We start from the raw sequence: 24,219 nt of genomic DNA, 5'->3' as shown, positions 1-24,219 counted from the left end.
AGCCATCGCACTTTTGCTCTTTGAATGCAAACAATTTAGGCAGGATGTGCGATCGACCCGCCTTTTTTATGTAGCGAGTGCTACACAAAAATAGCTAGAATCCTTAACCTGTAACCATCACCGCCCTCAAATTTCAAAATTCCAGTCTAAAATAGTAGAAGCCTTGCAAACATACCCAAAAAGTAAAAGTGGGTGATTGCAATAGTCCTCTTGATATCTAGAAGACTTGCCTGCCATACTTTAAAAACATATGCATACCCTGTTATTCAGCAAAGGTCGGAAGCGTGTTGGCAATGCCAGCAATCTTTCGGCCTCTTTATTTTTTGGGTACTGAAAACCTTCGGCTAGAGACGCACAAGGCAACTCAAAAATATAAATTCTCGCTATCTTCTCATCTGGCATCTCCTCAATTAGAGTGGTTTTGCCTCCAATTGAAAAAGGATCCGGCAGCAAGTTTAAGGAATTACTGTGGGTGATTGCAATAGTCCTCTTGATATTTATAAGGCTTGCCTGCCATACTTTAAAAACATATGCATACCCTGTTATTCAGCAAAGGTCGGAAGCGTGTTGGCAATGCCAGCAATCTTCCGGCCTCTTTATTTTTTGGGGTACCGAAGACCTTTGGCTAGAGATACCGAAGGCAAGGCAAAAGTATAAATTCTCCTCCTCTCCTCAATTAGAGTGATTTTGCCTCCAATTGAAAAAGCATCCGGCAGCAAGTTTAAGGAATTACTAAGGAATGATTAATAACTTGTTAAACAATCTCCTTGTGCACCCGATCTCAATCTTCTGTTTTGAGAAATTCCGATACCGAGACAGACTTGGGGAGGCTCTCGATATCTTGAATTTCGCTTTCATGGGCAAAAAACTCGACTTCTTTGTCATCAATCTGGATCTGATAGCTAGCGGTAGCAGTCACAATCCGCCGCTTTTTTTTATCTTCTATTAAAACCCAACACACCACAGGCCTTACCCACCTCTCAACGTGCTGGCTTTGCTTCGTACTCCCAAAGGCATACCAGCCTTTAGCTTCAATAATTTGAAGCACTTTAAAATCGTTACTTGCCATAAATATCAGGTTCGCGTTAACTTGACTATTATTCTGAGATCGAAGGGCACGCTTCCTAAGCGGAGCAAAGCTTTGGAAATTATAAGCTGGACTGGACAACCAGATTTTTCGTCGGGAATCAGCCAGTTAGCAGAGCATAGTCTGCTTTGTTACTCGCTAAAGTTAGTTCGATATTTTGCTACTCTCCCACAATTACGGGGAAGTATCGATACCGCCTCCTCAAAAAGTAGTCTTGCCCTCGGCTCAACACCAGCTAACTCAATCTTCGCTAGCTGCATTTAAGTGGATGCCAACTGCTTCTAACGCCTGGTTGGTAAGAGCGATGGGCATACAAGACTGTTCGGATTTTATGCTGCAATCAACGGTCATTTTTACCAGCTCTGCTAAAAATTAACTAAAGATTGCCGCTTTCAATTCTAAGCCTGGGTGCGCGTAATTCTCAATTAATTGTATGGTGTAGTTGATTATTGCCAAACTGTCGATCGCACAAAACAGCCGTGTCTAACTCTTCGATTACCATCACCGTTAAACTATTCGCCGCCTTCAGTGAAGCCTACGGCGTTTCGGAACTTACACTAGAACTTCCTCCCGAAACCCCGGTATCTGAAGTGCTCGAAAGCTCGATCGGCCAATACCCTCAATTAGAACAGTGGCGCGATCGTACCCGCTTCGGCGTCAACCTAGAATTCGTCTCCCCCGACACCATCCTCCAAGACGGCGACGAAGTTGTACTCATCCCCCCCGTCAGCGGTGGATAATACAATTTTGGATTTCCTCAAGGTACGTAGTTGCGCTTCAGCGCTCTTTCTTTATATCTATGAAAGAGCGCTTGCATCGCAACAACGTACCTTTGCTTTAAATATGAGAGTTGCGTCTAGGACTTACCCAGCACAAAAAACTTTATAAAGTTTTGAAATTAGTTTTGCAGCAAAATTGTTCTTGAGTTCGGTTAATTGAGATAATTTTCCTCTGGGCCAGCATTCCCCAGCAGAGCTTAAAACCCTTTCTGAGAAAGAGATTGAGGACTATCAGTCAACCTCCAATTTCGGGCAAGAAACTGCCAAAAATTAATCCCGACTAAAAAAATCGGGTATAGTTGACGGGGTAGATCGAGCGTGCTAATCTTTCCTAAGACTTAAGAAAACATCGCAAAACTAGAGAGTTGAGCTATGACCCAGGCGACCAGAACCCAATCCACAGCAGCAACCTTCACAGCCCTCAAATGTAAAGAATGCGGCGAAGAGTACGAACTCCAAGCCAAGCACGTCTGCGATTGCTGTTTTGGCCCGCTAGAAGTCAAGTACGACTACGACGCCATCCGCCGCCGCGTCACTCGCCAAACCATCCAAGCAGGCCCCAACTCAATCTGGCGCTACCGCGAATTTTTACCAGTCGCTACAGAAAACGTCATCGATGTCGGCACGGGGATGACTCCTTTAGTAAAATCCCACCGCTTAGCGCGCCGCCTCGGTCTCAAAAATCTTTACATTAAAAATGATGCCGTCAATATGCCCACTCTGAGCTTTAAGGACAGAGTGGTGTCAGTCGCCCTCAGCCGAGCGAGAGAATTGGGTTTCACAACAGTATCTTGTGCCAGCACTGGCAACTTAGCTAACTCCACGGCTGCGATCGCCGCCCACGCCGGACTAGATTGCGTAGTCTTCATCCCCTCCGACTTAGAAGCAGGCAAAGTCCTAGGCACCTTAATTTACAATCCGACTGTGATGGCAGTTCACGGCAACTACGACCAAGTTAACCGCCTCTGCTGCGAAGTAGCCAATACACACGGCTGGGGATTTGTCAACATCAACTTGCGCCCCTACTATTCCGAAGGCTCGAAAACCCTCGGCTACGAAGTTATCGAACAACTAGGTTGGAAATTGCCCGATCACGTAGTTGCTCCCCTCGCTTCCGGTTCTTTGTTCACCAAAATCTATAAAGGCTTCAACGAATTCACCGAAGTCGGCTTGGTTGAAGGCAAGAAAGTCCGGTTCAGCGGCGCTCAAGCTGACGGCTGTTCCCCGATCGCCCAAGCATACCGCGAAGGTCGCGACTTCGTAACACCAGTCAAACCGAATACAATTGCTAAATCGATCGCGATCGGCAATCCAGCAGACGGAATGTACGCCCTCGACATCGCCCGCAAAACAGGCGGAAACATCGAATCCGTCAGCGACACCGAAATCATCGAAGGCATGAAACTGCTAGCAGAAACCGAAGGCATCTTCACCGAAACCGCAGGCGGCACGACGATCGCAGTCTTGAAAAAACTCGTAGAAGCAGGTAAAATCGACCCCGAAGAAACCACCGTCGCCTACATCACCGGCAACGGCTTGAAAACCCAAGAAGCCGTCCAAGGTTACATCGGCGAACCCATCACCCTCGAACCAAAACTGGAAGCCTTCGAGCGCGCCCTCGAACGCGCCCGGACACTCGAACGTTTGGAATGGCAGCAAGCTTCTGTTTAATAGTTATTGGTTGTTGGTTATTGGTTATTGGAATCAACAACTAACAATTAACAACTGACAACTCACAACTGACAACTCACAATTAACAACTAACCATGACCGTTAAAGTTTTAATTCCCACACCACTGCAAAAATTCACTAACAATCAAGCCACAATAGAATGCGGTGGTGCAAACATTTCCGAACTGATTGAAGCGTTAGAAACAAATTGTCCCGGCATCAAAAAAAGCCTGTGCGACGAACAAGGATCGCCTCGAAGATTTCTCAACTTCTACGTCAACAGCGAAGACATCCGGTTTTTGGAAGGTACGGAAACTGCTCTTAAAGATGGTGATGAAGTGAGTATTGTCCCAGCCGTTGCTGGTGGTTGATTTTTGACCGCAGATTTAAGCAGATAAACACAGATGAACGCAGATAGTTGTTAAATCTATCTGCGTTTATTTGTGGTTAAAATCGATTGATTTTTTTTGAGAAAATTTGACACTAAAAAAGCTGATTTATGAATCAATACGGTTCAGTTAACACTGTTAATTCCCCGGAGATCCCCTCGCATCCCCCTGATAGTCGGAGGACGAAAGAGCAACTTCTTGTTTTCTTGTTCAGTATTCTGACCATAGCAATCCTAAATCATTTGTGAATTTCTTACTTTCTCCCCTTAGTAAGGGGAGGGTTGGGAGGGGTAAAACTTTTACGACTCCTGCAATGATTGCTATATCTGCATCATAAAATCAGTCAATAGTCTAATCTCAAATATTTACGCATTAACAGCTTTTCCTAATACTTGTCTTAGCTCATTCACCTGACAATTTTGTGCCAGTTGAATCAAGTGTTGAGCGAAAGCAGCGCATTCGGGATGAGTTTGTTGTACATATGCGGCAACTTCGGCAAGTTCGTCTAAATCCCCCCATTTGACTAAATCGTTCAGTTGCGCTAGAAGGTTGGCTGGGGGTAGCTGCGACTCTCGGATGTCGGATACAGGAGGTGTCGGTTCTGGTGTCGCCACATTTTCATACACCCATTCCAACTTCAGATATTTTTGTAGCAAAGCCAGCAACAATTCTGCGTCAATGGGTTTGGGCAAAAAGTCGTCTGCACCCGCATCCAAACTTTGAAATTGATCGGCTTCAAAGACACTGGCTGAGGAGGCGATCGCAACGACTTGTTTCAATGTTGGCGATTGGCGCAGGTGTTGCAGCAATTCAAAGCCGTGCATCACAGGCATCATTAAGTCTGTAATCACTGCATCGGGTGGCTGTGTAACGGCTTTTTCTAGCGCTTCTTTTCCATTGCTTGCTTCGATAACTTCAAATCCAATTGGTTCAAGAAGATTAACTAATACTGCACGATTTTCCCACTTATCATCCACCGCTAAAATGCACTGTTTTGTGCCTCGATATCCTGCGATCGTACCTTGTTGAGAGGTGCGAGAAATTGTTGCCCAACTTTGCGATTCTGGAACTTCTATATCGAAAGAGAAAATACTTCCTTTACCCAGTTGGCTTTGTGCCTTAATTTGACTGCCCATTAACTCCACAATTTTCCAACTAATTGCCAGTCCCAAGCCAGTCCCTTCTGCTTGTTTTTTCGTATTTCCCACTTGTTCAAAGGGTAGAAAAATTGTGTCTAATTGCTCTGGAGTCATCCCAACTCCTGTATCGCTAACTTGGAAGCGCCAGCGATAGGTTGATGGATCTGATGCGATCGCCTGTGCTTGAATCGCGAAAGTCACGCCACCTTGTTCTGTAAATTTGATGGCGTTTCCCAGCAAATTAATTAAGACTTGTCGCAGCCGCTTTTCATCAGCATGAATACCGACAGGTAGGTTAGATTCGGGTACGTATATAAAGTCAATTCCTTTTTCTTCGGCACGGATGCGACAAATTTCGGTAACTGCTTCTAAAAAAGAGGGAAAATGGAAATCTGTGGGAATGAGTTCTAGTTTGCCAGCTTCAATTTTAGAGAGGTCTAAAATATCGTTAATTAAAGTTAAAAGGTGATATCCGCATTGATAAATAATCCCCAATCCTTTTTTATGTTTTTTCTCCAAGTGCTTGGAACGTTGAAGGATTTGGGCATAACCAAGAATGCCGTTGAGTGGAGTTCTCAGTTCGTGACTCATATTAGCGAGAAATTCGCTTTTGGCTTGATTGGCATTGTCGGCAGCTTCTTTAGCTTGTTTGAGTTCGATCGCGCGCTGTTGGGATTCTTCAAGTAAAATTTTATTTTCCTTTAAAGCCCCTGCTAATTGTTCAGTGCGATCGCGAACTCGCTGTTCTAAGTTACTTAGCAAATCGGATAATCGCTCAATTGTAGAGTTCACACCCAATTGCAGCTCTCCTATTTCATCGGATTGAATTTTGCGATCGCAGCGCACATCTAGACTGCCGGATTCAACTTGTTTGAGAATCTGTAAAATTTCTTTAATTCTGCTAAATATTGTAGAATTAAACAGCAATAAAATTGCAGCAGATGTTGCAGCAATACAAGCAGATGACCCCAGTAAAAATATAATAATAATGTCTTTCTTGCGGTTTTGAATTCGCTCGATTCCAGCTTTGATATACAAAAAACCAATCAATTTTCCATCTTCTAGACGCAGCGGTGCAATGTGGATTAATCCATCGGAAACTGCGATGACTTGCTTCACCTTAAAGGTTTGCTCGAAGTTTTCCTCAATCTTGAAGCCTGCGATCGCTTTAACCGATTTGCCTACATCCTCTGAATTCATCGAATAATAGACTTTGCCGTTAGTTCCAATTGCTAATGTATCTAATAACTTTTCTCCCACAAGGTTTTCCATCACAGCGCGATCTCTGACTGCTTCATAATTTAGCAACCCTTGAGCAATTAGTTTTGCTGGCAATTGGATTTGTGTTGTGAGTGTTTTATCAATCTCATTAGAAAATCGATTGACATAGTAAGAACCCATTAAAGTGAGTGCAACGATCTCAACACCAATGACTGCTGTCCCAATCTTAAATGCTAAGCTTTGCCAAAACTTTTTCATGATTTATTGAATTTTCGATAAAATTTGTTGGTAGGAATTTTTAGCAGTAATCTCACCCGCTAGAAGATTTCTGATTTGTTGATGAAGCACCTTCGATAAATTGCGATTTTTGGCTCCAAATAGATAACCCGTGTAGTTAGAATAATGCACATTGGCACCATACCGGGCAGTGATATCACTTTGAAACTCTCCGAAACTATCTATCCCAGATTCAGCAACAGCGAGATTTCCCCTAATTCCCGTCGGATTTCTGGTATAGCGAACCCATTTTTCTGCAACTTTTGGTGTACACCAATTCATCAGCAATTTAATAGCGCTATCGCGATTTTTAGAGTTTTTTAAGACTCCCCAAGTTGGGATATAACCTCCTAAATAATGGTTAGTTTTTTGAAAATAAGGCAGTTCTACAGGGACAATCTTAGACATTTTTTGAGCATCCATTCCGTGCCAGTGGCTGTACATCCAAGTGCCATTGACATAAAAGAGAGCGCGATCGTCCAACATGAGATGTCGGGTATTTGCCCAATTATTTTCTCGATGCGATGGAATCAATGGATTAAACTTACCTAGCGTTTCTAATGCTTGTAATGTTTTGAAGAGGGCAGCATTCTTTTCAGATGAACCGACTTCCGATTTGGCTTCCTTAAAATCTAAAATTTCTGATTTGACTAAATTTTGAAACAGAATCTCTAGTGTCATCCAATCTTTGCTCTCATAAAATGTGGCGATGTTATTTTTAGTTTGGCGATTGTAGAGATTTACAGCTTCAGCATAACCGAGGAGGTCATCAAAAGTCATTCCTTCATATTTGATATTAATGCCTATTTGAGCGGCAACATTTTTATTATAAAACAGCGCATGATAATATCCCTCTATATAAGGGCCGACTAAAAATCCCCCGGTTTGATTGCGATAGCTCGGATCTTGAATAATAAAAGGTTTTTGTGTTTCTGTAAATCCTGCAACTTCTTCAAAGTTGACGAGATGTTGTTCTCCCCATTTAGGATTGCCTAACTCTTCTGAAACTAGGGTGTAAATATCTTCATCCAACCAAACAATATCCCAATCTAACTTTCCCGATCGAATTGCAGATGCGATCGCTTTGGCTGTCCCCGGTTTATGCGCCAAATTCAGTTGTTGCCAAAATTTAAGTTTGAGAGCGATATTCTGATGTAAAAATGAGAACTCTTGTGCCACTTCTCGTACCAAAACCTCGCGTTTATCTTCCCTTAACCAGTGCCCCATCCAGTTAAGCTGATTTTGAGCAGCAAAGGAATTTGAATCATTTTCACCAGTCAACTCAATACCGCGCTCTCTAGGAGGGGAATCAGAATGAAATGGGAATGGATTGCAGCTTGTGAAGCCGAGTCCAAGTGCAAAAAAAGGTAGTGTATTAAATGTTCTACGTTTCATAAAGTTTATTGGTGTCACACCTTATTTATAGTCTACCCTAGGGCGTCGGTACAGTAGAATATTTTGACAAAAAGAACGAAATATGTGTTATGTAGGGGCGATCGCATGAGGGCGACAGTAGATCGCGACGCGATCGCCAACCATTTTTTTTTCCTCATGCGATCGCCCTGCCAAGGTCTACATCAACATACATACTATGCCACTTGTGTCAATTTCTTTTACTGAACCGATGCCCTAGTTGCTCGGTAAAATTAACTTTCGATGCTTTATAAAACATTCACACTGAAACGGTATAACTGAGGAAAGCGGTTGCTATAAATGCTTAAGTTTCAGCATTTAATTAAGTAAAATTAAATAATGGGAGTGGTGGTAAAAATAAAACTTTTACCACCACTCCCATTGTTTAATAAATACCATGAAAAATCGATCCAATTTAATAGCTAATCCTTCTTTTTAGGGTCGATAGGATTTAGATCGTTCCCGGTGGCATCCGAATAATATATTTGGATGATTGAAATACTCACCGACCTGAAGGAACGGTGATTCTTGACGCTTCATCGGGGAAAAGCTACCGAAGTAGTCTTACAGTCCCGAGCGCGTCCGTTTAAAGTCGTGGCGATTCCCCATCCCGACTTGTTCTATATTCTTAGCAGCATTCTCATCTCTATCTTGCTCGGTGCCACAACTTAAACAAAGAACCGAACGAATAGATAAATCAATCTTGCCCCATTTAAACCCACAGTCTGCACACACTTGACTGGTAGGTTCCCATCTACTAATTACTTTGAACTCCCTACCAAACTTCTCCGACTGACGCTCGCAAAGTGTTCGGAATTCTCTCCATCCTTGCCGACTAATTGCCCTGGAAAGCTTCCGGTTTTTGACCATGCCCGACACGTTCAAATCCTCCAAAACAATCACTTGGTTTTCGTTAACTATTTTGGTTGACAATTTGTGCAGGAAATCTTTACGGGTATCGGCAATTTGATTGTGCAACTTGGCAATTCTGATGCGAGTTACATTTCTTCTCCTAGAATCTTTTGGTTGGCGGGCTAATTTGCGTTGCAGTTTGCGAACTTTCTGGTCTAACTTTTTATAGCTAGGACTTTCGGCTTTCTCGCCATTACTCATCACCGCAAAGGTTTTAATCCCTAAATCAATCCCGATACTTGGATTCTTAGCCTCAGACTGAATTGGCTGAACTTCTACGACAAAACTCAGGAAATAGCGGTTTGTACAATCCTTGATTACCGTGACAGAGCTAGGCTCAGATGGTAACTTTTGCGACCAAATCGGCTTGACAATCCCAATCTTGGCTAAATAGACACCACCGTCCTCCGACCTGGAGAAACCGCGAAGAGTAAATCTAGCAGATTAATTGTTAGTCCTCTTTTTGAACTTGGGATACCCAACTTTACGTCCTTTTCTCTTTCCTTTGCAGGAATCGAAAAAGTTCTTAAAAGCTGTCTCCAAATCGGCTACGGATTGCTGCAAAGGAACTACCGATACTTCCCTTAGCCAGGCTCTTTCTTCGGATTGCTTGGCTTGAGTAATTACTATTTTCTGGAGTTCTGCTGATTTAAATCTTCTTTCTGATTGCTTGCAAAGTGCAAGAGCATCGTTCCAGGCTAGCTCGAACACAGCCAAACAATTGAGCCAAGCTCTGTCGTTGTTGGTCGGTTGGATAGATTCTGTACTGATACCTTGCTTTCATTATTTTTTGCTGTTTGATTTACTCGACCATACCATATATTATTGATCTAATCGATAAAATTAAAGAGAATTAAAGCCGTCCTATAAGGACGGGGCTTCAGACCCATTCTTTTGGTGAGAGTGCGAGCGGATCGAAAAGCGACATAGATCGATCGCTAAGACGATCGCACTCTTATAATTCCAATGCTACCGGATTTGATATTATCTGCCGTTGAAAAACAAATCCCTGGCGCAAAGCCAGGGATTACTAATACTAGGAGACAACGGAAGCTACTTTTGCAGCAGTCCGAGGACGACGACGACCTGTTACTGCGTTAGCCGGGACTGGTACTGGGGATGGCAATGATGGTGATGATGATGATGGTGATGATGATGATGCTAGCTTAGGTGCTTCAATCGAAAGCTGAGCTCTTTGCACAAATTCCGATCGCACTGCTTCTTCAGGAATTTGCATCAGGAATACCAGCATCGGATTGCTTTGCAGTTGCCGGCGCAGCACTCGCCCAATTGCTTTTTCGATTTGGGTTTGAACTCCTACCCAGTCAACATTAACTGGCGATTCAGCAGTAGCAGGTAGGACAAATTCCGACCAGCGATCGCTCAAAACTGTTTCAATGGTTTGATTGATTAGTCCGATCGTTTCCGCGCGATCGGCGGATGTCACTACACCTTTTAAGTGGACTTCTGGCTTAGCGACTAACTTGCCTTCCCAGTTCAAAGCTGCCGCTACCGTTACAGCGCCATCTCCGGCTAACTGCTGACGTTCCTTGAGGACGTTTGCTTTGACTACGCCCGATCGCGAAGAGTCTACCAATTCAATTCCTGAAGGCACTTTAGTACCGAGTCGCATCGAATTTTCGGTCAACTCAACCACATCGCCGTTGTCAATAATCACCATATTGCTCGCGGGAATGCCCATGCTTTGAGCAGTCTTGGAGTGCTGAACCAGCATCCGGTGTTCTCCGTGGACGGGTAAGAAGAACTTGGGACGAGTCATGTTAATCATTAACTTTTGGTCTTCTTGACAGCCGTGGCCGGAAACGTGAATTCCTTTGTCGCGGCCGTAAACCACGTTTGCTCCCAGCATCATCAGTTTATCGATCGTATTTACCACTGCGATCGTATTTCCAGGAATCGGATTAGCCGAGAAAATGACTGTATCGCCCTTTCTGATTTTCACTTCATGATGTTCGCCGTTAGCAATGCGAGTCATCGCCGCCATCGGTTCGCCTTGGGAACCTGTAGTTAAAATCAAAACCTTGTCATCTGGCAAATTGCGGATTTCTTTCAACGGTTTGAAAATACTATCTTCGCATTTGATGTAGCCGAGATTGCGGCAGTGAGCGATGACGTTCAGCATCGAGCGGCCAACCACTCCGACATACCGATTGTTTTTCTTAGCCAATTCCAAAACAATTTGCAATCGGTGTACCGAAGAAGCAAAAGTCGTCAGCATCACTCGTCCCGTTGCTTGAGCGATAATTCTGTCTAAATTCGGAGCTACAGAACGTTCTGAAGCGGTAAAACCAGGAACTTCCGAGTTAGTAGAATCGCTGATCAAGCACAGCACGCCTCTTTCGCCGTACTCCGCCAGCTTTTGCAAATCAAAATGCTCGCCGTCTACAGGAGTGTGGTCAATTTTAAAGTCTCCAGTGTGAATAATAATTCCGACGGGAGTGTGAATTGCCACAGTGAAACTGTCGGCCATCGAGTGAGTGTTGCGAATGTATTCAACTAAGAAATGCTTACCAATTCTGACTGTATCCCGGGGGCGAACAGTCCGCAATTCAGTGCGGTGAGACACTCCGGCTTCTTCCAATTTTCCGGCTAGCAAAGCCATCGCCAAGCGCGGGCCGTAGATGACTGGAATTTCAAATTGTTTGAGGTGATAGGGGATGCCACCGATGTGATCTTCGTGACCGTGAGTCACGATCATACCTTTAATTTTGTGGTTGTTTTCCCGCAGGTAAGTCATGTCTGGGAGGACAATATTTACACCGTGCATTCCATCTGTGGGGAAAGCTAAACCTGCATCTAAAAGAATTATTTCGTCGCCGTACTCGAACACACAAGTGTTTTTACCGATTTCGTGCAGCCCGCCGAGGGGAATAACTTTTAGAGCTGATGCAGTTGTATTTTTGATCATGCGTATCCTTTGTTAGTTATTTTTGTTATGAGTCTGTTGTCTGTTGTCTTTTGTCTGTCGTCTTTTGTCTGTCGTCTTTTTTCGGCTGTTGGTTAGTAGGGCGATTTTTTTCCACATATTTATGATGGAAAACTCCCCTGCGGGTTTTGCGAACCCGTACAGTCAGTTGTCTTCAGTCTTGAGTCTTTTATTCCCAGTCTTTAATCCTTGACAGTCAGTTACTTACTAACAGTTAATGACTAATGACTGATGACGTTCGCGAGTTCCGAGGCTCGCACTACTGACCGATGGCAACTAATATTCAGTTGTCTGAAAACTCGTTCTCGCCTATCTAGCTAGCAGATACTGCGGCTAGCTGACTCAGTACGTCCTTTAACTTTTGAGTTACCTCAACGGGCGGAGCGCACAGGGGCGGACGGGTGGAACCCACATCCCAGCCTTGAAGTTTAAGAGCTGCCTTAACAGGAATGGGATTTGTGGTGAGAAAAAGAGCTTTAAACAGGTCAAAAAGTTGCAAGTGAATCTGGGTAGCGACTTGAACTTGACCGGCCTCGAAAGCTTTAATCATCTGTTGCAGTTGCTCTCCTACCAGATGGCTGGCTACGCTAACTACACCAGATCCTCCTACCGCCAACATTGGCAAAGTTAGGGAATCATCTCCAGAATAGATCGCAAATTCCGGTGATGTCAAGCACCGAATTTGACTTGCTTGATCTAGGTTGCCACTTGCTTCTTTGACTGCCACAATGTTGGGGATTTCTGCCAATCGAGCTACTGTCTCGGGCAACATATTCTGGCCAGTGCGACCGGGGATGTTATATAACATTATAGGCAATTCTGGAGCAGATTGCGCGATCGCCCGAAAATGATTGTACAAACCTTCTTGCGGCGGCTTGTTGTAATAAGGAACTACCTGCAAACAGCCGTCTAACCCGAGTTTAGCTGCTTTTTGCGTAGCTTCGATGGCTTCTGAGGTCGAATTCGACCCGGCTCCTGCGATTACCAAAGCTTTACCGGCTACTGCCTTTTGTACCACCTGAAATAATTGGTACTCTTCATCCCAGCTCATAGTGGGAGATTCGCCCGTAGTTCCGCACATTACCAAGCTATCCGTACCGCGATCGGCTAAATGAATTGCCAATTGTTCTGCTACCGCATAGTTAACGCTGCCGTCTTCCTTAAACGGCGTAATCATTGCAGTCAGAACCCGTCCAAACTTTACCACACTTTCTCCGATTTTAGACTGTTGATTTTTGATTTTAAATTTTTGATTTCAGATGCAAGATTTATCTAAAATCTTCATTTCAATTGCCCTATTGTCAGATTCAGTCGATTTTAGATGTTAAATTTTAGATGTTAAATTGACTCCACAGATGAATCTGGGTTCTTCAACTAGGCTCTAAAATTTTGAGATCTCCACTCCTGACGTAGGGGACTTGCATCTATTTTTTGGGCCCACTCGCCCTAAGTAGAAATAGCCGCTGCTTGTTGGATTTGCAGCAAACCTTTGTCTGCTAGCAACTCAGCTATTTGCACCGCATTTAAAGCAGCCCCTTTGCGAATTTGATCGCCGCTCAGCCACATCTCCAACCCGCAGGGGTGAGAAATATCTTGGCGAATCCTGCCGACTAGCACTTCATCCTTACCGCTGGCCTCGACGGGCATCGGGAAATAATTAGCTTGCCAGTCTTCTACCAGCTTAACGCCGATCGCCTCCTTTAAGATTTCCTTAGCGTCGATCGGGCTAAAAGGCTCTGCAAACTCCAGATTAATCGCCTCCGAATGGGCGCGGAGTACGGGAACCCGGACGCAAGTCGCACTAATTCTAATCTCGTCAGTACCAAAAATCTTCCGAGTTTCGTTGACCATTTTCATCTCTTCCTCACAATACCCTAAATCGTTAATTGGTGTATTGTGCGGAAACAAGTTAAAAGCCAAGGGGTAGGGAAAAATATCGGTTTTGGGAATTTCCCCTGCCAAAATTGCTCTGGCTTGATCTTTCATTTCCTCCATTGCCCTGGCGCCCGCGCCGCTGGCAGACTGGTAAGTCGCTACAACTATGCGCTTGACTGGTTTAACTTTGTGCAGCGGCCAAACGGCAACTGCCATCAAAATCGTGGTGCAGTTGGGATTAGCAATGATACCTCGGTGAGTTGCCGCAGCTTGGGGATTGACTTCGGGAACAACTAGAGGTACCGTCGCATCCATACGGAAAGCGCTGGAATTGTCGATTACCACGGCCCCGGCTGCCACTGCTTTCGGAGCCCACAGTTTAGAGATAGAACCGCCGGCGGAGGCGAGCACTAGATCTACATTATCGAACGATCGCTCCGATACAGCTTCGACCGGCAGCATCTCGCCGCCAAAGGGCAAAGTTGTGCCTGCTGAACGTTCCGAAGCCAGCAGCTTCAAGTCTGAAATGGGAAAACTCCGGCTGTGCAGGAGTTCTAGTAACTCGGCACCGACTGCGCCGGTGGCTCCTAAAATGGCAACTCGATAGGATTGAGACAAATTAGTTTCCTCCACAAATTAGAGTCTAAACGATCGAAATCTAAAATTTAAATAACTGCAATACTGAATAAGCTTTTGTGCATCTGGAGAGGGGGAGAGGGGGAGAGGGGGAGAGGGGGAGAGGGGGGGAGAGAGAGGATTTTTGATCGGTTTAGGAAATATACAATTTCAATGCACAGTAGCCGATCGAACTAAATTAATTTTATGCGACATCAGGGCGCGAGCAGATGGCAAGGGTGCAAGTAACCGAGGTGGTCGATCGTACTCAATCTTAGTTTAGCATCTTTTGCCATCTGCTCGCGCCCAATCCACATCAAGTTGGTTTTGGGATACCTGCATTTGAGCAAACGCATCCATTCAATCCGATCGCCCGCTCATGCCGGTCGGATTGACATCCGAGGGCGATATATGCTATGGTGCATCGGCTATTAGCTCGACAGACGGAAATCCCCACAGTATAGTAATACTCCACTTACTGTGGGATGAAAGGCGAGCGAGATGACGATTCCACCCGCCTGCCAACAAGCGCAGGTCTTGGGAGTGGGCGGGTGAATCAGGAGACGAGCAAATAGAACCAAAACTTTCCCCAGTAAGGGTTTGAATGCTACGATTGTAGTTATTGGGCAGCCGAAAATGCTACCAATATACTGAACCTTGACAACTGAAGATAGGGGGTTTCGTAGGGAAGTGACACATTTAATTGTGGCGGCCTCCTGCGAGTAAAATTTTCAAGGCACGAAGGTGCTTGGAATTTCATTTTTGAAACCAAGAGTGGGGCGGGACGTGTTCCTCACTATAAAATGCCGTAGAGGGAAACAATTGGAGTACCTTGAAGGAAGATCTGGATATCCTTAACAGGACTCAGATGCCTACACCATAACGCTTGCAATTGGTGTAGGAGCGTCACTGGACTTAACCTCCACATTCCTAGCAGCAAAACCTAGTATCCTCAAACCAAAACTATTTGGCAAGAGCGAAAAAAGTAGCCGGAAACGACTTACAGTCTCATCCGGTAGAGGTGTTGGTAGTTATGTCGCTACAAGTCAAAGCGTACAAACTTAAAATGCAAGCAAAGTCAGATTTGTATGTATTTTATCAAAATTGTTAAATATCACAAAAGCCGATGAAAGTAACCCAGGAAAAACTTCCAGCCAGTCAAATTGGTTTGGAAATCGAAGTGCCATCAGAAAAATCAAAACAAGCTTACGAGCAGGTAATTAAACAATTCGCTCGCGAGGTCAATATTCCTGGGTTCCGCAAAGGCAAAGTTCCCCGCCAAGTTTTGCTACAGCGCCTGGGCCAGACTCGCTTGAAAGCTACAGCTTTGGAAAATTTGATTAATGATTCACTGCAAAAAGCTCTCGAACAAGAAAAAATTCCGGCAATTGGCAGTTTTGAACTCCGCACTGAGTTTGAAGAATTGCTAGGAAAGTTCGATCCAGAACAGCCTCTGACTTTTTCGGCTAAGGTTGATGTAGAACCCGAAGTAAAAATGGGTCAGTACACCGGCTTGCAGCTTCAAGCAGAAGAAGTTAAGTATGATGAGGCTCAGGTAGATGAGGTACTGGCAAAATATCGATCGGACAAAGCGACTTTAATCCCCGTAGAAGGCCGGCCAGCTCAATTGGGAGACATGGCTTTGGTTGATTTCGCAGGTAGATTTACCGAAGCAGCCGAAGGTGAAACTCCCGCAGAAATTCCCGGCGGCGATGCCGAAGACTTTCAAGTAGAATTGTCGGAGAATCAGTTTGTACCGGGCTTTATTCAAGGCATGATCGGGATGAACCCCGGAGAAACTAGAGAAGTTTCCGTCCAGTTCCCTGATGAATATAGCAGTGAAGAATTGGCGGGAAAACCAGCAGTATTTACGATTACTCTGAAAGAACTGAAGGAAAAGGAATTGCCGGAGTTGGACGACGACTTTGCCCAAGAAGTTAGCGAGTTTGAAACTTTAGCACAACTGCGCGAATCCCTCGAAACTCGGTTTAAAACAGAGCAAGAAAACAAGTTATCAGTTAATAAGGAAAAAGCCATATCAGCAGCACTGGTTCAGCTCATAGATGTGGAAATTCCCGCAACAATGGTCGATCGCGAAATCGATTATTTGCTCAACCAACAAGCCATGCAGTTGAAAAATTATGGCATAGATATCAACCAACTGTTTACCGAACAAAATATCGGCCCGATGCGGGAACGCTCTCGTCCGGAAGCAGTAGAAAGGCTCAAACAAACTCTAGCTCTGGCAGAAGTAGCCAAGCTGGAATCCTTATCTGTTGAACCAGCAGAAGTAGTAGCAGAAGTAGCAAAAGTCAGAAAGCAGTTTCCCAAAGGGAATTTTGACCCTGAAAAGTTGCGGGAATTTGTAGCAGAAGACTTGCTAAAACAAAAAACCCTGAAATGGTTGGAAGAAAAAGGGACAATTGAACTCGTACCTGAAGGCTCTTTGACTCCAGCAGCAGAGGAAGAAGCAGAAGAATCAGACGCCGAAGAGTCTGCTGAAGCAGTCACGAGCGCGATCGACGTGGAAGTCGTAGGCGAAGAGTAAAACCTTCTAGTTTGGCTTCGAGAAAGTACAACCAGAAGGGTTCACGGTGTGAACCCTTCTGCTGACTAAAACAGAACTGAATGCACGGGGGCTAGAAACCCGGTTTCTATGTAGATGTCTCGCCACCCAACCGAGATTTTGCGAAGAAACCAGGTTTCTGTTGCTAAGTTCTACACAAGATTGGGGCGCGCACTAGAAACAGCGTTGATTTGTAACTAAGCGTTTTAACTCATGCACCATCGGAGCGTTTCGAGTCACGCCAGCTTCGCACCAAGAAATTGAATACTCAAAACTCCCCATTCCCCCCATCTGAGTTCAGAAGAGGCATAATAGTTAAAAGCTGGCGGCTTAATTTCAAGCTTTCAACAGCAGCAAATTGTCTAGAATCCTTGACTGGTGTCTTATGGTGGTATCTCAATCTTCCAATTACCTAATTACAAGCTATAACGATTTTGATGTCAGCTCCAGCCCCAGCAATGTAGTGCCGATGGTACTAGAACAGTCGGGGATGGGCGAGCGGGCATTTGACATTTACTCGCGCTTGCTGCGGGAGCGCATTGTGTTTTTAGGAACTCCGGTAACCGACGAAGTGGCTGATTCGATCGTAGCTCAGCTATTGTATCTAGATGCCGAAGACCCAGAAAAAGATGTCCAAATGTACATCAATTCCCCCGGCGGCTCGGTAACGGCGGGTATGGCAATTTATGATACCATGCAGCAAATTCGCCCGGATGTGGTGACGATTTGTTACGGTTTGGCTGCAAGTATGGGCGCATTTCTGCTGACAGCGGGAGCCCACGGAAAGCGGATGTCTCTTCCGAGTTCCCGGATTATGATCCACCAGCCGCTCGGAGGCGCTCAAGGTCAAGCAGTAGATATTGAGATTCAAGCCAAAGAAATCCTTTATCATAAGCGTAAGCTGAATCAATTGTTAGCGCACCATACTGGTCAACCGATCGACAAATTAGAGGCAGATACAGAACGCGACTTTTTTATGTCAGCCGATGAAGCCAAAGATTACGGATTGGTCGATCGAGTTATCGCAAAAGAAAACCTTCCGGCTGCGGGAGAAAACGTCACTGCACTGAATTAAGAGGCTGTTATGTCTAAGTACGACTCCCATCTAAAATGTTCGTTTTGCGGCAAGTCTCAAGAGCAAGTGCGAAAGTTAATCGCAGGCCCCGGGGTTTATATCTGCGATGAATGCGTTGATTTGTGCAATGAAATTTTAGATGAGGAGTTGTTTGATTCGAGTGCTGTGCCCGCAGCAGCAGCGGTTCCGAAGCAGGAAACAACGCAAAAACGCCGCGCTACCTCGGGCAAAAGTATCTCGATGAGCCAAATTCCCAAGCCGAGGGAAATTAAAAATTATCTCGACGAAAATGCGATCGGTCAAGAGGAGGCGAAAAAAGTCCTCTCGGTGGCAGTTTACAACCACTACAAGCGCCTCAGCTTTATCCATGCCAAAAATAGCGGCAAGCACCCGCCGGAAGAAGTAGAACTACAAAAATCGAATATTTTGTTAATCGGGCCGACGGGCTGCGGCAAAACTCTCCTGGCTCAGACTTTGGCGGATATGCTGGACGTGCCGTTTGCGGTGGCTGACGCGACGACGCTGACGGAAGCCGGCTATGTCGGAGAAGATGTGGAAAATATTTTGCTGCGGCTGCTGCAAGTGGCAGATATGGACGTGGAAGAGGCGCAGCGCGGAATTATTTATATTGATGAAATTGACAAAATTGCCCGCAAGAGCGAAAATCCTTCGATTACTCGGGATGTCTCTGGGGAAGGAGTGCAGCAGGCTTTGCTGAAAATGCTGGAGGGGACGATCGCCAATGTACCACCCCAAGGCGGCCGCAAGCACCCGTATCAAGATTGCATCCAAATTGATACCAGCAATATTATGTTTATTTGCGGTGGCGCTTTTGTCGGTTTGGAAAAAGTGATCGAGCAGAGAACGGGTAAAAAGTCAATGGGTTTTATTCAGCCGGGAGAAGCTCAGCCGAAGGAAAAGCGGGCCGCTGATGTGCTCAAGCAACTGGAACCGGACGATTTGGTAAAATATGGGATGATTCCAGAGTTTATCGGGCGGGTGCCGGTGGCGGCGGTGTTAGAGCCGCTGGATGAGGAAACGCTGATGGCGATTTTGACGGAGCCCCGCAATGCTTTGGTGAAGCAGTATCAAAAGCTGCTAAAAATGGATAATGTACAGTTGGAGTTTAAGACGGATGCGATTCGGGCGATCGCGCAAGAGGCATACCGCCGCAAAACAGGAGCGCGGGCACTGCGGGGAATTGTCGAAGAATTAATGTTAGATGTGATGTACGAGTTGCCGTCGCGCAAGGATGTGACACGGTGTACGATTACTAAGGAAATGGTTGAGAAGCGATCGACTGCCGAATTGTTGGTGCTTCCGTCTTCGTTGCCAAAACCAGAATCAGCTTAAAAGCATCGGTTTTCAGGATAGCAATTTGATCGTACAAAATTGTAAAATTCCTTCTCATCAAATTTTCGGACGGGCAAGATGCCCATTCCACAAGAAAAAAAAGTTTTTGTGGGATGGGCATCCTGCCCGTCTTATTTTCGGACGGGCAAGATGCCCGTTCCACAAGAAGAAAAAAAGTTTTTGTGGGATGGGCATCCTGCCCGTCTTATTTTTGGACGGGCAAGATGCCCGTTCCACAAGAAGAAAAAAAGTTTTTGTGGGATGGGCATCCTGCCCGTCCTAACTATTTTTGCAATAAATCTATGGAATCTCGCATTCAAGCATACCTGCGTTTTGCCGCCAGCCAGCAGCGCGACACCGAGCATATCGGCCCCTTCCTCGCTACATTCAGCCCCCACACCACCAACCCTTATCTGAATTATGCGATTCCCGAAGATGGCGCCACACCCTCCCTCGCCGATGTTAACGCACTAATTGCTGCGTACTCTGACCGCGATCGACAGCCACGTTTGGAGTATGTCACGAAACTCGCGCCCGCTGTCGAAGAAGCCCTGATATCCGCTGGTTTCACCGTTGAGGGACGCTTACCGCTGATGATTTGCACTCCGGGATCGGAGAAATTGCTGCCGATTCCGCCGGAAATCGAGCTAATTCTGCCAGTTTCCGATGACGAACTTTTGGGTACTGTGGCGGCGCAAAACGAGGCTTATGGAGAGGCTGCACCCAGCCCTGAAGATGTTGACAGTCTTCGGAAAACTCTGGCGGCGGGTGGGATTGCGGTACTCGCCCGCGTCGCAGCAACGGGCGAACCTGCGGGCGCTGGAATCTGCACGCCACCGCAAAACCAGACGACGGAAATCGCGGGAATTGGTGTGCCGGCTGCTTTTCGGCGGCGGGGTATTGCAGGGGCTTTGACGGCGCGGTTGTTGCGAGAGGCTTTTGACGCGGGTGTTACGGTGGCTTTTTTGATGACGCTACACGAGCAGGAATTTCGAGTTTACACTAGGGCGGGATTTTCGGCGATCGGCTCCGAGGGCTGCGCCAACGACGAAATTCTCCACATTTCCCTCCCGCCCCAGTAAAACACCTGTCAAATAGGTTTGTAGTGAGGACTTTAGTCCGCATCTAAATTAGGGCTTGCTGAATAAAAGTAGAAAGTTTTCCAGATAACGGCTTCAATCTTTTGAAACTCTCACAAGTGCAAGTTATAGGATTATAGATTCTCAAAACCCTTGCACTGTCCTTGTTCGTTGATGGCTAAATTTGGGAAATTTAGCCATCAACCTACTATTTGTTAATCTGTGTAGCCTCGTTTTTCCAGTACGTACACTTTTTCAGCAAGCCCTAAATTAGCCGACTAAAGTCCTCACTACAAACATCTTGATTGAACTCCCAAAATCAATCGATTACCAATCGATTAAATCATCCTCATCAACATCAGAAGATAACTCAGGAAAATCCGGTTCAGATTCCAATCTAAAAGTTTCCGACTCCCAAATCTCTAAATCATCCGACAAATCGACTACTTGCCCGTCAAACATATCAGCCCATTGCTTGCTCGTATTCGCGACAGCTTGAGCATCAGCCCGTACCGCTACAGCCTGAGCATTTAACTCATTCTGAGAGTCTGTAGAAGTGTTGATCTGCCGCAACGGTTCAGAAACATTTGGCACATTAGCAGCAGTATTTTCGTTCGCCCAAGAGTGTTTTTGCTCTTCTCCTCCGTCCCCCAAAAAATTACCTGCCATCTCAGAATTACCCGAGTGCTCTACCTGTTGATTCTCATCGATCGCAGCAGGAGAATTCCGAGGAGTTTCGGCAACACGTTCGTTAGAATTGGGCAAATCTTGGGTGCGGGAACTATTAGTTGCAGCGGGATTTGTTAAAACTACTTTTACTGCTACTCGACTGTTAAACACTTGCAAAAAAGCTTCTTCAATATTAGGTACTTTGTCTTTAACCATATTCAGCAACGGCTGCGAACTAATCTTAACATAAGCCGTATCATTGCTAAACATTACTAGCTGTCCGTGTTGCCGGAGTAGCGATTGAGTCCCGTGGGGCCGCACGCGATCGAGTACCTGTTGCCACACTTTATCTAAATCAATTTCGCTACCTAAATTAGTTGGTGAATAATTGGTTTGACTCGTTTCAGCAGTTGGTATCGCTTCGGGAATCGGGGCAGGAGGTGTGCTTTGTGTGCGATCGACAATAGGTTGCGAAGTCGGTGGCGGATTTTGAGGTTTGGCTGCGGGAGGCTGTTCGATATTAGCTGTGGAACTCCCCCCCAAAGCTTGGGGGGGTTCGGGGGGGTGAATTTGGGATTGAGCAATATTTCTACCTGGTTGGGCTGTTGGTTGTGGCTGAGTTCTAATGGCTGAAGGCAACAATCCCAACAGCGTTACTTCCAGCCACAATCGCGGCTGAGTGGTGTTTTTAATTTGTACTTCGTGGGTTTGCAAGTGTTTCTGACTTGCCAGAATTAACTCGGCGTCCCAATTGCGGGCAAAATCGCAGAGTTTTTCCCAAGTTGCGGCGGTTAAAGCTACTAAATTTGACCGTTGTGGTGCTGCTTTTGCTATTAGCAAATCTCGGTAAAAGCTGGCGAGGCTTTGCAGCACGATTAGTGGTTCCCGTCCGCGATCCATGAGGTGCCGGGTCATGTCTATTAATGCTGTAGCGTTATCGTTTGCGATCGCCTGTAGTAGTTCCATCAAGTCATTTTCTGGAACTGCGCCGACTAAATCCCAAACTTTTTCGATGGTTATTTGACCGGGAAATAAGCTGAGTTGGTCGAGCAAACTTTCTGCATCTCGCAGTCCTCCTTGGGCGAGTTGAGCAACCATTTGTACGGCATCGCTGGCAATATTGATATTTTCTAATTGGGCAATCTTGTGTAAATGAGAGGTCATTGAGTCGAGGGGAATCCGGCGGAAGTCGAATTTTTGGCACCGAGAAATGATGGTTGGTAATACTCTTTGGGGGTCGGTGGTGGCGAGGACGAATACGACGCGATCTGGCGGTTCTTCTAAGGTATGTTGTCTACTCCGGTGTTACTGGCGGCGTCGATTTCGATGACATCTAGTGTGGAACCTCGGGCAATTTCTTGACAAACGTTGCATTTGCCGCAGGGTGTCGGGGTAGGGGCGCCGGTAGAAATACAGTTGAGGGATTTGGCAAAAATTCTGGCACTAGAGGTTTTACCGGTGCCTCTGGGGCCGGTGAATAGATATGCTGGTGCTATGCGCTGTTGCAGGATGGCGCTGGTGAGAGTTTGGGCGATCGCCTCTTGACCGACTAATTCGGCAAATGTCTGAGGGCGATACTTGTGATGCAGGGGTTCGTAGGTCACGATCGAATATTTGTGGTATTAGCTGTAATCTTAGCTAAGGACACGTTGTTCGATCGCGCGATAGCTCTATTCTCACAGCCAGCCTCCCGGTGGGCTAGCAGGGCGGGAGCGATCGAACAGTAGTAATTAGCACCCGATAGGAGAGTCCGCTTCTCGATCGGTTGTTCTCCAGAAGTGTTTTTGGCGATCGCTGGAGAGAGTTAGTATTGATTTATGTGTACTTATTTTTCTTTTTCTAGAAACGGAGGCTGCGGAACAATTTTTTTTTTGACCTATATTGGTATAATCTATCACAGACAATTCACCATTTCTTTTTGCCGGTGCCAGCGCGGGATTTTCCGATATTTCGGAAACCTGCTTGCAGTTAAAGATAAAGTATTAATTAGAGGGTGCCTGTTCGAGTTGTAGAAATCCAGTTATAGCAAGATGGTGGTGGAATGATGTCAATGTTGGTCGATCGAGTTACACTGCCAGCTCTACTCTGGAATCCTGTATAAATATAGCGTCAAAATTTACCCTTTAAAAGCCCATGTCAACCCAAATCATCCTTGTAGAACCAAGGTTGGCAGTAGCCTCTCCCAAACCTAAACAGGCTAAACCCGGATCTCCGTCCCCCGACCAAATCTTGATGGGAGCGTCGGGATTACTGTTATTATTGCTGCTCGGTTTAGCGGTATTTACCAAGCTAAGACTAGATGATTTGAGTAAGAAGCTCAAATTTGAAGAGTTTAGAAATAGAGAACTCCAGAAAAAATACAAAATGGCTCTGGAAACCATATCAAAGATGGAAAAAAACCCCGACCTCATTCACTCGCGAGACTTTAATTTAGACTACCTGAGAATGCGGATGGCGGAAGAAGTCTTTCACTTTGCCATTGTCAACCAGATTAAAGTAAAAGTCAAAGACAAAATTAGTATTGCCCTGCGCCCGACTCAGAGTGCAGTAGGAGATAAAAACGGGACTGCTGGCAGCGGCAGGCAAGTAGATTCGATGTTTGATATCGAATACGAAACTGGCGATCCAGCCGTAAAAATAGAAAGGCGAGTGCTGTTTCGGATTCAAATTAAGCTGATGAAACTGCCGACTCAGGCAACATCGGCGACAATTAATCAAATTATTGATTGTTTGGAAACTTATCTGAGTCCTTCAGATGACCATGATAGTTGGCAGCCGACTATTCAAGGTCGCATCGTTCACATTGAATGGGATCAAAAAGCGAAGCCGACGCCGATGTTGGTGTTGGAACAGTCGAATGAAGGGGTGAATGTTACCTTTAGGACTACGAGAACGCCTGCCGGCAGACCGGCTAATGAAAATGAGAGCCAGTTGGCAGGAGCCAAGGGTCAAAAAAATGCTAAAAGTAGTTCTAAAAGTGCAGCTAAAGGTGGAACAAAAAGCCCTGCGAAGGTAGGAGCAAAACGTCCCGGATCTCGGAAATAAGTTGAGCAAAATCACAATAATTGTGCTGAAAGAAGGTCAGTTGCAGCGGGTGTTTGTGTGTCTTGTGCGAGGTGACCGTCTTCTATAGCATTTCTCAGGTACATGAGG

General features: G+C 45.6%; 17 protein-coding genes and 1 pseudogene. 8 read left to right on the top strand and 10 right to left on the bottom strand.

The features are described 5' to 3' along the window. Positions 1-781: 781 nt before the first annotated feature. Entirely contained in the window at positions 782-1,069 is a 288-nt protein-coding gene (locus JGK20_RS16415) for a hypothetical protein (protein ID WP_193973219.1), read from the bottom strand. 497 nt (positions 1,070-1,566) lie between these two features. Between JGK20_RS16415 and JGK20_RS16410 the strand changes: the two genes are divergently transcribed. From JGK20_RS16410 to JGK20_RS16400, 3 genes are all read left to right on the top strand, one after another. Beyond that, positions 1,567-1,827: a MoaD/ThiS family protein gene (locus tag JGK20_RS16410; RefSeq protein WP_293181042.1), complete on the top strand. Its 261-nt coding sequence runs from the start codon at positions 1,567-1,569 to the stop codon at positions 1,825-1,827. 411 nt (positions 1,828-2,238) lie between these two features. Continuing rightward, complete coding sequence (gene thrC, locus JGK20_RS16405) at positions 2,239-3,537, top strand: threonine synthase (protein ID WP_293181039.1); 1,299 nt, start codon at positions 2,239-2,241, stop codon at positions 3,535-3,537. 95 nt (positions 3,538-3,632) lie between these two features. Beyond that, a complete protein-coding gene (locus JGK20_RS16400; RefSeq protein ID WP_293181036.1) occupies positions 3,633-3,908 on the top strand; it encodes a MoaD/ThiS family protein in 276 nt (91 codons plus the stop codon). Between the two features lie 383 nt (positions 3,909-4,291). On the opposite strand, the gene JGK20_RS16395 is transcribed toward JGK20_RS16400, so the two are convergent. From JGK20_RS16395 to JGK20_RS16370, 8 genes are all read right to left on the bottom strand, one after another. Continuing rightward, positions 4,292-6,544: an ATP-binding protein gene (locus JGK20_RS16395; RefSeq protein ID WP_293231392.1), complete on the bottom strand. Its 2,253-nt coding sequence runs from the start codon at positions 6,542-6,544 to the stop codon at positions 4,292-4,294. Between the two features lie 3 nt (positions 6,545-6,547). Continuing rightward, positions 6,548-7,957, bottom strand: a complete 1,410-nt coding sequence (locus JGK20_RS16390; protein WP_293231389.1) for an extracellular solute-binding protein — start codon at positions 7,955-7,957, stop codon at positions 6,548-6,550. A 582-nt stretch (positions 7,958-8,539) separates the two neighbouring features. Beyond that, entirely contained in the window at positions 8,540-9,250 is a 711-nt protein-coding gene (locus JGK20_RS34575) for a transposase (protein WP_363319694.1), read from the bottom strand. An 81-nt stretch (positions 9,251-9,331) separates the two neighbouring features. Continuing rightward, entirely contained in the window at positions 9,332-9,598 is a 267-nt protein-coding gene (locus JGK20_RS34570) for a hypothetical protein (protein WP_363319161.1), read from the bottom strand. Beyond that, complete coding sequence (locus JGK20_RS34565; RefSeq protein ID WP_363319154.1) at positions 9,537-9,671, bottom strand: helix-turn-helix domain-containing protein; 135 nt, start codon at positions 9,669-9,671, stop codon at positions 9,537-9,539. Before JGK20_RS34565 ends, JGK20_RS34570 begins: the two co-directional genes overlap by 62 nt. Before the next feature lie 252 nt (positions 9,672-9,923). Continuing rightward, complete coding sequence (locus JGK20_RS16380) at positions 9,924-11,816, bottom strand: ribonuclease J (RefSeq protein WP_293196835.1); 1,893 nt, start codon at positions 11,814-11,816, stop codon at positions 9,924-9,926. Positions 11,817-12,147: 331 nt separating this feature from the next. Beyond that, a complete protein-coding gene (dapA, locus tag JGK20_RS16375) occupies positions 12,148-13,041 on the bottom strand; it encodes a 4-hydroxy-tetrahydrodipicolinate synthase (RefSeq protein WP_293181024.1) in 894 nt (297 codons plus the stop codon). 239 nt (positions 13,042-13,280) lie between these two features. Beyond that, positions 13,281-14,327, bottom strand: coding sequence for an aspartate-semialdehyde dehydrogenase (locus JGK20_RS16370; RefSeq protein WP_293181021.1), 1,047 nt, complete (start codon positions 14,325-14,327; stop codon positions 13,281-13,283). Positions 14,328-15,450: 1,123 nt separating this feature from the next. Here JGK20_RS16370 and tig point away from each other — a divergent pair. The 4 genes from tig to JGK20_RS16350 all read left to right on the top strand — a co-directional run bounded on the left by tig (position 15,451) and on the right by JGK20_RS16350 (position 20,400). After that, the gene (tig, locus tag JGK20_RS16365) at positions 15,451-16,872 is read left to right on the top strand and encodes a trigger factor (protein ID WP_293231386.1); all 1,422 of its coding nucleotides are present in this window, start codon (positions 15,451-15,453) and stop codon (positions 16,870-16,872) included. A 403-nt stretch (positions 16,873-17,275) separates the two neighbouring features. After that, entirely contained in the window at positions 17,276-17,965 is a 690-nt protein-coding gene (gene clpP, locus JGK20_RS16360; RefSeq protein WP_293181015.1) for an ATP-dependent Clp endopeptidase proteolytic subunit ClpP, read from the top strand. 9 nt (positions 17,966-17,974) lie between these two features. Then, positions 17,975-19,318 carry an ATP-dependent protease ATP-binding subunit ClpX gene (gene clpX, locus JGK20_RS16355; RefSeq protein ID WP_293155744.1) on the top strand — a complete coding sequence of 448 codons (1,344 nt, stop codon included), beginning with the start codon at positions 17,975-17,977 and terminating at the stop codon, positions 19,316-19,318. A 224-nt stretch (positions 19,319-19,542) separates the two neighbouring features. Further along, positions 19,543-20,400, top strand: a complete 858-nt coding sequence (locus JGK20_RS16350) for a GNAT family N-acetyltransferase (protein ID WP_293231383.1) — start codon at positions 19,543-19,545, stop codon at positions 20,398-20,400. A gap of 324 nt (positions 20,401-20,724) precedes the next feature. Here the strand turns inward: JGK20_RS16350 and JGK20_RS16345 are convergent. Next, positions 20,725-22,670 (bottom strand): annotated as a pseudogene (locus tag JGK20_RS16345) (DNA polymerase III subunit gamma/tau). 529 nt (positions 22,671-23,199) lie between these two features. On the opposite strand from JGK20_RS16345, the gene JGK20_RS16340 reads away from it, so the two are divergent. After that, on the top strand, positions 23,200-24,111 hold the full coding sequence (locus tag JGK20_RS16340; RefSeq protein ID WP_293181003.1) for a hypothetical protein: 912 nt from the start codon (positions 23,200-23,202) through the stop codon (positions 24,109-24,111). Positions 24,112-24,219: the final 108 nt, after the last annotated feature.

Origin of the sequence: Microcoleus sp. PH2017_05_CCC_O_A (assembly GCF_020738785.1) — a bacterium.
Lineage (GTDB): Bacteria > Cyanobacteriota > Cyanobacteriia > Cyanobacteriales > Microcoleaceae > Microcoleus.
Note: the sequence above shows the minus strand (reverse complement) of the source record. Positions and strands in the feature narration are given on the sequence as shown.

Bases quoted from the DNA above. Each gene is read 5' to 3' on its own strand.
- JGK20_RS16415 (WP_193973219.1), bottom strand. From the start codon at position 1,069: ATGGCAAGTAACGATTTTAAAGTGCTTCAAATTATTGAAGCTAAAGGC.
- thrC (WP_293181039.1), top strand. From the start codon at position 2,239: ATGACCCAGGCGACCAGAACCCAATCCACAGCAGCAACCTTCACAGCC.
- JGK20_RS16400 (WP_293181036.1), top strand. From the start codon at position 3,633: ATGACCGTTAAAGTTTTAATTCCCACACCACTGCAAAAATTCACTAAC.
- JGK20_RS16395 (WP_293231392.1), bottom strand. From the start codon at position 6,544: ATGAAAAAGTTTTGGCAAAGCTTAGCATTTAAGATTGGGACAGCAGTC.
- JGK20_RS16390 (WP_293231389.1), bottom strand. From the start codon at position 7,957: ATGAAACGTAGAACATTTAATACACTACCTTTTTTTGCACTTGGACTC.
- JGK20_RS34565 (WP_363319154.1), bottom strand. From the start codon at position 9,671: ATGAAAGCAAGGTATCAGTACAGAATCTATCCAACCGACCAACAACGA.
- JGK20_RS16380 (WP_293196835.1), bottom strand. From the start codon at position 11,816: ATGATCAAAAATACAACTGCATCAGCTCTAAAAGTTATTCCCCTCGGC.
- tig (WP_293231386.1), top strand. From the start codon at position 15,451: ATGAAAGTAACCCAGGAAAAACTTCCAGCCAGTCAAATTGGTTTGGAA.
- clpP (WP_293181015.1), top strand. From the start codon at position 17,276: ATGGTGGTATCTCAATCTTCCAATTACCTAATTACAAGCTATAACGAT.
- clpX (WP_293155744.1), top strand. From the start codon at position 17,975: ATGTCTAAGTACGACTCCCATCTAAAATGTTCGTTTTGCGGCAAGTCT.
- JGK20_RS16350 (WP_293231383.1), top strand. From the start codon at position 19,543: ATGCCCGTTCCACAAGAAGAAAAAAAGTTTTTGTGGGATGGGCATCCT.
- JGK20_RS16340 (WP_293181003.1), top strand. From the start codon at position 23,200: ATGTCAACCCAAATCATCCTTGTAGAACCAAGGTTGGCAGTAGCCTCT.